7 protein-coding genes and 4 pseudogenes are annotated in these 12,736 nt (G+C 41.9%); all 11 read left to right on the forward strand.

Going from position 1 to position 12,736, the window contains the following annotated elements:
* Positions 1-95 precede the first annotated feature (95 nt).
* The 11 genes and pseudogenes from yfmF (at position 96) to ruvA (ending at position 12,720) form a co-directional block, all read left to right on the forward strand.
* Positions 96-1,373, forward strand: coding sequence for an EF-P 5-aminopentanol modification-associated protein YfmF (gene yfmF / locus MFLO_RS07430; RefSeq protein WP_149022994.1), 1,278 nt, complete (start codon positions 96-98; stop codon positions 1,371-1,373).
* Positions 1,366-2,649 carry an EF-P 5-aminopentanol modification-associated protein YfmH gene (yfmH, locus tag MFLO_RS07435; protein ID WP_036097317.1) on the forward strand — a complete coding sequence of 428 codons (1,284 nt, stop codon included), beginning with the start codon at positions 1,366-1,368 and terminating at the stop codon, positions 2,647-2,649. The genes yfmF and yfmH overlap by 8 nt, the downstream gene beginning before the upstream one ends.
* Positions 2,650-2,763: 114 nt before the next feature.
* Complete coding sequence (gene ymfI, locus MFLO_RS07440) at positions 2,764-3,495, forward strand: elongation factor P 5-aminopentanone reductase (protein ID WP_036097318.1); 732 nt, start codon at positions 2,764-2,766, stop codon at positions 3,493-3,495.
* 42 nt (positions 3,496-3,537) lie between these two features.
* A pseudogene (locus MFLO_RS16975) lies at positions 3,538-4,528 on the forward strand (helix-turn-helix domain-containing protein).
* A gap of 107 nt (positions 4,529-4,635) precedes the next feature.
* The gene (gene pgsA, locus MFLO_RS07450) at positions 4,636-5,214 is read left to right on the forward strand and encodes a CDP-diacylglycerol--glycerol-3-phosphate 3-phosphatidyltransferase (RefSeq protein ID WP_036097319.1); all 579 of its coding nucleotides are present in this window, start codon (positions 4,636-4,638) and stop codon (positions 5,212-5,214) included.
* A 111-nt stretch (positions 5,215-5,325) separates the two neighbouring features.
* Positions 5,326-6,603: a competence/damage-inducible protein A gene (locus tag MFLO_RS07455; protein ID WP_036097320.1), complete on the forward strand. Its 1,278-nt coding sequence runs from the start codon at positions 5,326-5,328 to the stop codon at positions 6,601-6,603.
* Between the two features lie 231 nt (positions 6,604-6,834).
* On the forward strand, positions 6,835-7,884 hold the full coding sequence (gene recA / locus MFLO_RS07460) for a recombinase RecA (RefSeq protein ID WP_036097321.1): 1,050 nt from the start codon (positions 6,835-6,837) through the stop codon (positions 7,882-7,884).
* Positions 7,885-8,165: 281 nt separating this feature from the next.
* Positions 8,166-9,728, forward strand: coding sequence for a ribonuclease Y (rny, locus tag MFLO_RS07465; protein ID WP_036097322.1), 1,563 nt, complete (start codon positions 8,166-8,168; stop codon positions 9,726-9,728).
* 132 nt (positions 9,729-9,860) lie between these two features.
* Positions 9,861-10,587 (forward strand): annotated as a pseudogene (locus MFLO_RS07470) (YebC/PmpR family DNA-binding transcriptional regulator).
* Positions 10,588-10,632: 45 nt separating this feature from the next.
* Positions 10,633-11,978, forward strand: a pseudogene (locus MFLO_RS07475) (aldehyde dehydrogenase).
* Positions 11,979-12,116: 138 nt separating this feature from the next.
* Positions 12,117-12,720: pseudogene (gene ruvA, locus MFLO_RS07480) on the forward strand (Holliday junction branch migration protein RuvA).
* Positions 12,721-12,736: the final 16 nt, after the last annotated feature.

Raw genomic sequence — 12,736 nt, forward strand, 5'->3', positions numbered from 1 at the left:
GCATTTGCGGCAAGAGGTTTTTTTGTGCGGCTAAATGATTGTTATGGCAACGGGTTTGCGCTACAATGTAGGAATAGTAGAAATTTGGAAGGAGCATCATTATGCAAACTTACCAGGAGAAAATCGGCGCGGTCAATATGACGCTGCTTGAAACGAAAAAATTCAAATCAAGCAAAATCGTTTTTAAATTCCGAGCACCACTTGAGCGTGAAACGATCACGAAACGCACGCTGCTTTCGATGCTGTTTGAAACCAACAATGAGATGTACAAAACGCAAACAGAGTTCAGGCGCAGACTAGCGTACTTGTATGGAGCTAATTTTTATACGACGGTTGAAAAGAAAGGCAATGAACATATTCTGACCGCCGTTTTTGATACGGTTTCTGGCCGATTTGTGAAAGACGGCGATACGCTTCTGAAAGAAGCTTTTAAATTTATGGAGCAAGTTTTCTTTTTCCCAAATAAAAACGGGGCAGCATTCCACGAAGCAACATTAGAGCGTGAAAAGGTGAATTTGAAAAGTAGATTGGAATCTGTTTTTGATGACAAAATTCGCTACGCAAACAAAAGACTGATTGAAGAAATGTTTCAGGATGATGTTTTTCGCTACCCAGCTTCTGGTGTTCTTGAAGATGTGGATCAAATTTCGGCAAGCGAGCTCTTTGACTACTATCAGAACTTCTTGAAGAATGACCAGATTGATTTGCTTGTTGCGGGGGATATCACGCGCGATGAAATTGTTCCTCTTGTTGAGTCATTACCGTTTGCGGATCGAGCCGAAAAAGAAAGTTTGAACAAAGCATTTCCTGTTCGAAGCGAAGTACAGGTAATTACGGAAAATCAGCCAATTAATCAAGGGAAGCTTGCACTCAGCTACCACACTGGCGTATTTTTTGGCGATGCTGATTTTGTTCCGCTTCAACTTGCAAACGGCCTACTTGGTGGTTACGCAAACTCGAAAATTTTTATCAATGTACGTGAGAAAGCAAGTCTTGCTTACTACGCGTCAAGCCGAATTGATTCCTTTAAAGGATTTATGCTTATTTCAGCGGGTATTGATGAGAAAAACTATGAACAGGCGCTAAAGATCATTAAGGAACAAGTTGCGGCAATGAAAGCGGGCGATTTTACAGAAGAAGAGCTCGCTCAGACGAAAGAAATGTATATCAATCAGCTGCTAGAGACAAATGACAGCGCTCAAGGCTTAATTGAGCTGGCTTATAATAACGAATTGAAACAAGCAGACCTTGCGCTTTCCCAGTGGATTGAACAAATTAGGGGAACGACGAAAGACGAAGTAACGCAAGCTGTGCAAAAACTGCAGGAAGACACGATTTATTTCTTGGCTAAGGGGGCGAATGAACATGAATGAAATCAATTTTAAAGATGTCGATGAAACGGTCTACAGCGAAACGCTTGAAAACGGTTTGCGTGTTTTTTTGCTACCGAAAAAAGATTTTAATAAAACATACGCGGTTTTTACGACGAATTACGGTTCGATTGACAACACCTTTGTACCGATCGGAGAAGATCAGTTGACGCATGTTCCTGATGGAATTGCACACTTTTTGGAGCATAAAATGTTTGAGAAAGAAGACGGCGATGTATTCTTTAAATTTGGGGAAAAAGGCGCTTTTACGAATGCGTTCACCTCATTCACACGGACGGCTTACTTGTTTTCGAGTACTTCTAATGTAGCTGAAAATCTTGAGACCTTATTAGATTTCGTTCAAGAGCCTTATTTTACAGAAGAAACTGTGAAAAAAGAAAAGGGGATCATTGGACAAGAAATTCGGATGTACGATGATGATGCTGACTTCCGTGTTTATTTTGGTGTTATCGAAAATATGTATCACAATCATCCGGTGAAAATTGATATTGCGGGAACTGTCGAGTCGATTGCAAATATTGATAAAGATTTACTTTATCTTTGCTACAATACGTTTTATCATCCGAGCAACATGGTTTTGTTTGTCGTTGGACAGCTCGAACCAAATGAAATGATCGAACAAATTCGCGTGAATCAAGCACGGAAATCATTTGAACATGTAGGGACAATTGAGCGTTCTTTCCCTGAGGAGCCTCGTGAAGTGGCGATTAAAGAACGGAAGCTAACGTTCCCTGTACAAATTGCTAAAAACTTAGTCGGTATCAAAGAAGACATTGGCACACTACGCGGAATGGAAGCGGTAAGACATGAAATGACGGCAGATATCGCGCTTGAAGCGATGTTTGGAACGACTTCGGATAATTATCTTTCACTATACAATGAAGGTGTCATTGACGATACATTTGGCTATGATTATACGCTTTCCGATAGTTTTTCGTTTGTGATGATCGGCGGTGATGCGGTAGATCCAGATCTACAAGCTGAGCGCATTGAAAAAGCATTGTTTTTAGCGGCAGAAAAGGGAATTGATGAGGCTGATTTAGAACTTGTGAAACGCAAAAAAATCGGTCAATTCCTTCGAGCGCTTAACTCTCCGGAGTTCATTGCTAATCAGTTCAGTCAGTATATTTTGGAGGATGCATCGTTGTTCGATTTGCCAGAAGCGATTGCCCTTATTACAAAAGAAGATGTAAATCAATTCATTCAATCGCTAGCGAAAAAAAGCCAAATTACGAAGTTCCAAATTGTTCCAGAATAAATCTTAAAGAAATCTTAAGAATTTAAGATATTTGAAGCTTTTTCATAGAAATAATGTTATCATAATTAAAGTTATATGCTATGATGAATGAAAAGTGTGTTGAGGTGTTTTGCTGTGGTAAAGAAAAAACGTTCTGCTTTTATCAGCGGTGCAAGCGGCGCAATTGGTCGTGCAATCGCGATAGAGCTTGCTGGAGCCGGATACGATCTTTATTTGCATTACAATACCAATGAAGAAAAAATCCGTGAACTTTTAGCTGAACTTTGTTCTTTTCAAGTTGATGCAGTAGGGCTCCAAGGCGACTTTTCTGATCCTTCCAACTTAGAAAAAATAACAAGCCAAGTTTTTGAACTTGATGTTTTCATCCATGCGGCCGGAAATAGCGAATACAGTTTGTTTGAGGATACTACTGACGAACAGATACAAACTTTGTATGATATTCATGTTGGTGCGCCTCTATACCTGCTGCGGAAGTTTCTTCCAAAGCTAAGACGAAGCGAATCGGGAAGGATTTTGTTTATCAGTTCAATTTGGGGAGAAGTTGGAGCAGCGATGGAAGTGGCTTATTCGACGATGAAAGGTGCCCAAATTGCGTTTGTGAAGGCGCTCAGCAAAGAAACCGCAGGAAACGGGATCACAGTGAACTGTTTGACACCCGGAGCAGTTGATACAGAAATGCTCGATCGGTTTTCAGAACAGGAGAAACTTGAGTTAGCGAGTGAAATACCACTTTTACGACTCGGAAAACCCGCAGATATTGCTCACGCAGCGCTCTTTTTGATCAGTGATCAAGCAGCGTTTATGACCGGACAAATTCTTGGTGTAAACGGCGGATGGCACATGTAACAAAACAACGAAATGATTTAATTTAATGGTAGGTGTTTAATATTGACTGAATTAGGCGACAAACTGAAAGCTGCTCGTAGGGAAAAAGGACTCAGTTTGGATGATTTACAGCAAATCACAAAAATTCAAAAAAGATATCTTGTTGCAATTGAAGAAGGCAACTATTCGGTAATGCCGGGGAAATTTTATACGCGTGCTTTCATTAAACAATATGCTGAAGCAGTAGATGTCGACAGTACTCAGCTTTTTGCTGAATTTGAATCTGAGGTACCTGAATCCCAACAAGAGGTAGTCGATCAGGAACAAAGCAGAGCTCAAAAGAAAGCAGCCCCTCTAACAACACATTCTGTTGGGGGACAATCTTCATCTAGAAGTCGCTTTTTCGATATTCTGCCGAAAGTACTCATAGCAGTTTTTATTTTGTTTATCCTCTTTATCATCTGGTATTTCGTATTTGCGAAGTCGAATGATGGGGCAGTAGAAACACAAAATAATAACAGCAACCAAACGGTGCAAGTGAAAGATGATACCGGCTCTTCGACGAAGAAATCGGATGACTCATCTGATGCCGCCGCGAAGAAAAAAGCAGAAGAAACAAAAAGCAGCTGAAGAAAAGAAGAAAGCTGATGAAGCTAAGGCAAAAGAAGAAGCAGAGAAAGAGAAAAAAGTGGCAGTCACAAAAGGAACCACATCAGGCAATGCTACAAGTTATACGGTTCAAAATGCTGACAAAATGACACTTGAAATTTCGGCATCCGGTGGAGACACTTGGATCGGTGTGTCAACAGAAGCTGGTGCAAATATCTTTAACGGTATTGTAAAAGACGGCGCAAGCTCTGGCGCAATTGATGGAGCCGAAAATAAAACAGTTTCTATCGTCGTTGGTAATGCTCCGGTTACGACAGTGAAAGTGAACGGTCAAACGCTTGAACTTGCTCCAACGTTAGTGAAACAGGTGCTGACTGTTAAGCTTGAAGCAAGTGATAGTACTTCTGACAGCGGGACAGACAGTTCGAGTTCTTCTGAAAACTAAGAACGAAGCTAAGTGCAATAAAAGCAGAAGTATAGGCAGGAAACGTCTTGTCTATACTTCCTTTTCTTTATGAAGTACATATTTGTTCAGGGATTGGAGAGGGGAAAATGAATTTACCAAATAAACTTACGGTGGCTCGAATCATTTTGATTCCTGTTTTTGTGGTTTTATGTGTTGTACCATTTCAGTTTGGTGAAGTAAATTGGATCGGTTCAGTTATTCCAGTGACCAGCCTAATCGCAACGCTTATTTTTATCATAGCGGCATTGACTGACTGGTTTGATGGGCATTTAGCGCGAAAATATAATCTAATTACAAACTTTGGGAAGTTTGCAGATCCAATGGCAGACAAACTCCTTGTGACGGCGGCATTCATCATTTTAGTAGAAATGAATATTGCTCCGGCTTGGGTGGTTATTCTCATTATCAGCCGTGAACTTGCGGTAACAGGGCTTAGGCTTCTTCTTGTTGAAGGCGGCGAAGTTTTAGCAGCAGGACAGCTCGGTAAAATTAAGACATTTACGCAAATGATTGCAATTCCGCTAATGTTTTTAAATAACTTTCCGTTTGCGTGGACGGGAATTCGTGTAGATTTAATCTTCTTATACGTTTGCGCGTTCTTTGCGGTCTGGAGCGGAATCGATTATTTCTATAAAAATCGCGGTGTATTTAAAGGGTCAATGTAATAATAAAAGAATGCTTTTTTGCTTAACATAGAGCGCTTAGCGGAGGAATTCCGCTAGTTCTCTTAGTAAGCGAAGCATTCTTTTCTTTAATTTAACGAAGGAAGTGAGATCATGAAACGAGCAGAAATCATTGCAGTTGGAACGGAAATTTTAATGGGGCAGATTACAAATTCAAACGCTACTTTTCTTTCGCGCGAACTTGCAGAATTAGGTGTGTATGTGTATTTTCACACGGTGGTTGGAGATAATCCGGCACGACTACGAGAAGTTATTGAAATTGCTGAAGCACGAAGTGATTTGCTAATTTTCACTGGTGGACTCGGACCAACTCCAGATGATATTACAAAACAAATTCTAGCAGAGCATCTCGGGAAAGACCTTGTCATTGATGAGCCGCACTTGAAGAAAATCAGCGACTACTTTACAATCAGCAAACGACCAATGACTGAAAACAATAAACTTCAAGCTCTTGTCATTCAAGGTTCTGCCGTACTAAAAAATGATTTCGGCTTTGCTGCGGGAATGTTCCTTACCAGTGGAAGGAGTAGTTACATGCTTCTTCCTGGGCCACCTTCTGAAATGAAGCCGATGTTTAAAGAATACGCACGACCGCTGATTGCAGCTTCAATGAATGGAGATTCCATCCATTTAGAATCACGTATTTTACATTTTTTTGGAATCGGCGAATCGAAACTTGCAAATGACTTGGCTGATTTAATTGAGCAGCAAACGAACCCCACACTTGCTACCTATGCATCTGATAATGAAGTAGAAATCCGGCTTACTGCGAGCGCACGTACACAAGACGAAGCACTTCAACTACTTGATAATCTCGAAGCAGAGATTTTATGCCGCGACGGTGAGTTTGTATATGGGTATGGCGATACAACGCTTGCTGACGTTGCGATTTCGAAGCTTTTGCTCCACCATATAACGATCGCTGCTGCTGAAAGTTTGACGGCAGGGTTATTTCAAGCAGAACTTGGTGACCGACCGGGGATTTCCGAGATTTTCCGAGGCGGGATGGTGACTTATCATACCGATATCAAAGAAAAGCTGCTCGGAGTGTCGCATGATGTCATCAAACGAGAAGGAGTTGTCAGTGCGGCGTGTGCTAAAGAAATGGCTGAACAGATCCGGCTAAAATGCGAAGCACAGATGGGGATCAGCTTTACTGGAGTAGCAGGACCGGAAAGTTTGGAAGGGCATCCGCCGGGTACCGTCTTCATAGGTTTAAGTGTGGCAGGTTATGCAACCGAAACACATCTATTTACTTTCGGGAGAGATCGCAACCATAATCGCTATCGTGCGGTAAAACAAGGTTTTCAACTAATTAACCGTTTTTTGGAAGAGAAACTGCCGAAATCAGCAGATAAAAATGCCAGATAACCCCTTGAAAACTAAAGATCCTGCTTGAAAAAAAGGTTGGACGAAATCTCTGCTTCAAGCTATAATTGGAAATAATTCTTACTGAAGAGCAAAATAAAAAAATGCGAACGTTTATTCGCTTTTTGCTTGCTTATTCTGTTTGAATACGATATAGTATTTCTAGAGATTAAAAATGACAGTTTTTTTATTGCGCAGACAATGAATTGCGATAGATATGAAGGAGGAAATAACGTGAACGATCGTCAAGCGGCTTTAGACCAAGCTTTAAAATCCATTGAAAAACAATTTGGTAAAGGTTCCATTATGAAACTTGGGGAACACAGCGATCAAAATATTTCAACGATATCAAGCGGCTCGCTCGCACTCGATATCGCTCTTGGTGTAGGCGGTTATCCGCGCGGCCGGATTATTGAAACATACGGACCTGAAAGTTCCGGTAAAACAACTGTAGCACTTCATGCCATTGCTGAAGTCCAAAAACAAGGTGGAACAGCTGCATTTATTGATGCCGAACATGCGCTTGATCCAACATATGCAAAGAACCTTGGTGTAAATATAGATGAATTACTCTTGTCACAGCCAGACACAGGGGAACAAGCGCTTGAAATTGCTGAGGCGCTTGTTAGAAGCGGAGCAGTTGATATTCTTGTTATCGACTCCGTAGCAGCCCTTGTGCCTCGCGCTGAAATCGAAGGAGAAATGGGAGATGCTCACGTAGGTCTTCAAGCTCGTTTAATGTCGCAAGCTTTGCGTAAATTATCCGGCGTTATTAACAAATCGAAGACGATCGCGATTTTCATCAACCAAATTCGTGAAAAAGTCGGTGTAATGTTTGGTAATCCAGAAACTACTCCCGGTGGACGGGCACTTAAATTCTATTCGACAGTACGTTTAGAAGTACGCCGTGCCGAACAGCTTAAGCAAGGAACAGAAGTTATCGGGAATAAAACAAAAATTAAAGTCGTTAAAAACAAAGTTGCGCCGCCATTCCGCGTTGCCGAAGTTGATATTATGTACGGGGAAGGGATTTCACGTGAAGGTGAGCTTGTAGATATGGCATCAGAAGTAGATGTAATCAATAAGAGCGGTTCATGGTATTCGTACAATGAAGAACGAATTGGACAAGGTCGCGAAAATGCGAAGCAGTATTTGAAAGAACACCCTGAAATTCGCGAAGAAATTTCAAAACGTGTTCGCGAAGCGTATGAAATTGACGTTAAACCGCTTGATCCAGATGCTCCTGATGAAGCTGAGGAGTTCAATTTGCTAGAAGATGAATAAGCAGGCAAAAACCTTCCAATTGGAAGGTTTTTTTTCTGTAGAAAAAGCAAACGAACAATTCTTTGATAAAAGCCAGCCCTTTTCTTGACAATCGCTATTATGACCGATAGAATTATATTGTATATTTTACATTGCCAAAAAGTGATTAAGAAGTTTTTTGACATGCTTTTTGGTAGTAGTCGGAAATCTTTCCGATTAATGATGGAAAATACACTTTGTGCCAATTTTTTTGGCCACCGACATAATCATAACAAAAATTGAATAGCAAAGGAGGTGTAAGGATGGTTATCACAGTCGCAATCATCTCCGGTTTGCTTTTCTTGATCGTCGGTTTGGTTGTGGGTTCTCTCGCTTATAAAGCCAGTTCTGAAAAGAAATTGGTCGCTGCTCGCGGCACGGCAGAACTTATCGTTGAGGATGCAAAGAAAGAAGCTGAAACGGTAAAAAAAGAAGCGCTGCTTGAGGCGAAAGAAGAGAGCCATCGGGTACGTACTGAAATCGAAAATGAACTTCGTGGGCGAAGAGGAGAGTTGCAGAAACAAGAAAATCGCTTGTTACAAAGGGAGGAAAACCTCGACCGTAAAGATACTTCTTTGAGTAAAAGAGAAGCTACCCTTGAGAGAAAAGAGGAGAATATCAGTAAACGACAACAACATATTGAAGAGAAGGAAAGCAAAATTGATGAGATGATTCAAAAAGGGCAAGATGAACTAGAACGCATTTCCGCTCTTTCGAAAGATGAAGCGAAAAATATCATCCTTAACCAAGTAGAAGAGGAGCTTTCCCATGACACTGCCGTGATGGTGAAAGAATCAGAAAACAAGGCGAAAGAAGAAGCGGATAAGAAAGCGAAGAACATTTTGTCGCTTGCCATCCAGCGCTGTGCTGCTGATCATGTTGCTGAGACTACAGTATCAGTCGTCACGCTTCCAAATGATGAAATGAAAGGTCGAATTATCGGTCGTGAAGGTCGTAATATTCGAACACTTGAAACGCTTACGGGGATTGATCTAATCATTGATGATACACCAGAAGCAGTTATTCTTTCTGGATTCGATCCAATCCGTCGTGAAATTGCTCGTATTGCACTGGAAAAATTAGTCCAAGATGGACGAATTCATCCGGCACGAATCGAGGAAATGGTGGATAAAGCGCGTAAGGAAGTGGATGAACACATTCGTGAAGTCGGCGAACAAGCAACATTTGAAGTGGGAATTCATTCCCTGCATCCTGATTTAATTAAAATTCTTGGTCGTTTGCGCTACCGTACAAGTTACGGTCAAAACGTGCTGAATCACTCGCTTGAAGTTGCCAAACTTGCAGGGATATTAGCTGGTGAACTTGGCGAAGATGTCACGCTTGCGAAACGTGCAGGACTTCTGCACGATATTGGTAAAGCCATTGACCATGAAATTGAAGGAAGTCACGTAGAAATCGGTGTCGAACTTGCTACGAAGTACAAAGAAAATGAAGTTGTGATCAATAGTATCGCGTCACATCATGGTGATACTGAACCAACTTCAATCATTGCAGTCCTTGTGGCGGCAGCAGATGCACTTTCCGCTGCGCGTCCTGGAGCTAGAAGCGAAACACTTGAAAACTACATTAGACGACTTGAAAAACTGGAAGAAATTTCGGAATCCTATGAAGGCGTTGAGAAATCTTATGCGATCCAAGCGGGTCGTGAAGTACGCATCATGGTTGAGCCGGATGAAATTGATGATCTTGCGTCTTACCGTCTTGCACGAGATATTCGGAAACGAATTGAAGAAGAACTCGATTATCCAGGCCATATTAAAGTAACGGTAATTCGTGAAACAAGAGCCGTTGAATATGCCAAATAAAACAAAAACACGCAGAAGCTTGCTTCCGCGTGTTTTTTTGCGCAAAACTAAGCAAGGAAGCCCGCAACCTTGCGAAGGCGCTTCCTTTCCTGTACACTTTTAGATGTAGAACGAAAGGAGTGCAAATAAGTTATGGCAGGACATTCAAAATGGAAAAATATTCAAGGAAGAAAAAACGCACAGGATTCAAAACGGGCGAAGATTTTTCAAAAACTCGCAAAAGAAATTTATGTAGCAGCTAAGAGCGGTCCAGATCCAAACTTGAATCCAGCGCTCCGCTTAGTGGTCGACAAAGCAAAAGCGGCTAACATGCCGAACGATAACGTAAAACGTGCGATTCAAAAAGCAGCAGGTAATAATTCCGGTGAAAACTACGAGGAGATCTCTTACGAAGGTTATGGTCCCGGTGGAATTGCTATTCTTGTTCACACACTAACAGATAATCGAAACAGAACAGGTACAAATGTCCGAGTAGCATTCAATAAAAACGGTGGCAGTTTAGGTGAAACCGGTAGTGTTGCTTACATGTTTGAGCGGAAAGGCTATCTTGTGATCGAGCGAGAAGGTTTGACTACCACGGAAGATGATTTTATGTTAGAGGCGATCGAGGCGGGTGCAGCAGATGTCGAAGTGAGTGAAGAGGCATTTGAAGTATTTACAGATCCAGCAGATTTTGCTGCTGTCAAAGAAGCACTAGCTGAAAGCGGTTATGAATTTGCGGTAGCTGAAATCAGCATGATCCCATCACTTTATAACGAAATTCCAGAAGATAAACAAACCGAGTTCGAAAAAAATGCTTGACGCACTGCTTGATGACGATGACGTACAGGACGTTTATACAAACGCTAAGGGGTACTAGTTTTTTAGGTGGAATGCGGCCTTTAGATAGAAAGGAGCGGGGAAGATGGATTGTACAGAAATATTGACAAGACAAAGAAGTTACTTTGCAGAAAATTTCACCAAGACGTATTTACATCGCCTGACGACCCTAACAAATTTGGAAACCTTGCTAAAAGAGAATGAAGAATTGTTTTTAGATGCGCTCTTACGTGACCTAGGTAAAAGTCGCGAGGAAGCTTTTATGATGGAAATCGGGAATGTCTATCAGGAAATCAGCTTCATAAAGCGTCACTTAAAGCGCTGGATGAAAGATGAACGCGTGAAAACACCACTTACACTCATCGGTTCCAAGGGATTTATTCGGAGCGAACCTTACGGCAATGTTCTCGTGATTGCGCCTTGGAACTATCCATTTCAACTAGCACTCGTGCCTTTGATTGGAGCGATTGCAAGCGGCAATACAGTTGTGCTGAAGCCTTCTGAGCTTGCGCCGCATACGGCGCAAGCTTTAAACCAAGTGCTGTCGCGTTTTCGTGAAGAAATTATTGCGGTTGTCGAAGGGGATAAGGATGCAACGACAGAGCTGTTGAAGCAAAAGTTTGATTACATTTTCTTTACCGGTTCATCGCATGTCGGTCGAATTGTGATGGAGCTGCGGCGAAGCATTTAACTCCTGTAACGCTTGAACTAGGCGGCAAAAGTCCGCTGATTGTTACGCAAGAGACAGATCTGAAACTAGCTGCAAGGCGGGTGGCGTTCGGTAAGTTTGCCAATGCCGGTCAAACCTGTATTGCGCCTGATTATGCTTTCGTTCACGAACAGATTTATGAAGCATTCAAGAGCGAAGTACGTCAAGCCATTCAAGACTTTTATGGGAAAGATCCACTGCAAAGCGAGGCTTACGGCCGCATTGTGAATGTTTCTCATTTTGAGCGCCTGAAAAGCTATGTTCCAGAAGCGCGCGTGAATGAGGCGGAACTTAAGATTGAACCTTGTCTTCTAGATGCGCCCGATCCAGATAGCCCCGTGATGCAAGACGAGATCTTTGGCCCCATCTTGCCGATCTATCCGTATTCTAAAATTGAAGAAGTGATCGCGTTTATCAATGCTCGTCCAAAACCGCTTGCCCTATATTTATTTACGACAAACCGGCAACTTGAACGTCAAGTGCTGTTTGAAACGTCTTCTGGCGGAGTGTGTATCAATGATACGTTAATGCACATTGCAGGGACGTATTTGCCGTTTGGCGGTGTAGGAGAAAGCGGCATGGGAAGTTATCATGGTTATCAAAATTTTAGAACGTTCTCGCATGAAAGAAGCGTCCTTAGGCAAACGAGTTTATTTGATTTTAAATTCCGCTATCCGGGTGCTAAAAATGCAGAAAAAATTTTGCGTTTTGTTTTTAAATAACTGGTTTGATAAAATGAGAAGCAGGGCTTGGCTTAAAGCAATGAGCGAAGTCCTGTTTTTTTGCCGAGGGAAGATGTAGCACGAATGTTCGACTTGTGCTAAAATTGTCTGTATGGCACGGAGAAAGGACGGGAAGACGTGTACGATTATATTAAAGGAATCATTACGGCGGTAACGCCTGAGTACATTGTGGTCGAAGCAGGCCAAATTGGATACAGCATTATTACGGGAAATCCGTTTTCTTTTTCAGCGCTTGAAGGGCAAGAAACGAAGGTTTACTTATATCAGCATGTACGCGAAGATAACTTAAGCTTATTTGGCTTTAAGACAACGCAGGAACGCTATGTATTTAAAAAACTACTAAGTGTTTCAGGTATTGGGCCGAAAAGTGCACTTGCAATTATTGCTTCCGGTGAAGCGACTAAACTTGTTCAGGCGATCGAAGCGGAAGATGATGTTTACTTAACGAAATTTCCAAGTGTGGGCAAAAAAATGGCGCGACAAATCATCTTAGATTTAAAAGGGAAATTAAGCGACTCGATGCTTGACGCGGCGGCTTTCGTACCCGAAAAAAAAAGAACTTACAGATGGTTTGCTTCCAGACTTGGAAGAAGCGGTACTCGCGCTTGGGGCACTTGGCTACAGCGACCGCGAACTGAAAAAAATTGTACCGAAACTGGAGAAAGAGCAGCTTTCGAGTGATGAATACATTAAACTGGCGTTACGTCTAATGACAAGCTGAAAAGGAGGGGAAAGAA

The organism is Listeria floridensis FSL S10-1187, from assembly GCF_000525875.1.
Lineage (GTDB): Bacteria > Bacillota > Bacilli > Lactobacillales > Listeriaceae > Listeria > Listeria floridensis.

Bases quoted from the DNA above. Each gene is read 5' to 3' on its own strand.
- yfmH (WP_036097317.1), top strand. From the start codon at position 1,366: ATGAATGAAATCAATTTTAAAGATGTCGATGAAACGGTCTACAGCGAA.
- pgsA (WP_036097319.1), top strand. From the start codon at position 4,636: ATGAATTTACCAAATAAACTTACGGTGGCTCGAATCATTTTGATTCCT.
- MFLO_RS07455 (WP_036097320.1), top strand. From the start codon at position 5,326: ATGAAACGAGCAGAAATCATTGCAGTTGGAACGGAAATTTTAATGGGG.
- rny (WP_036097322.1), top strand. From the start codon at position 8,166: ATGGTTATCACAGTCGCAATCATCTCCGGTTTGCTTTTCTTGATCGTC.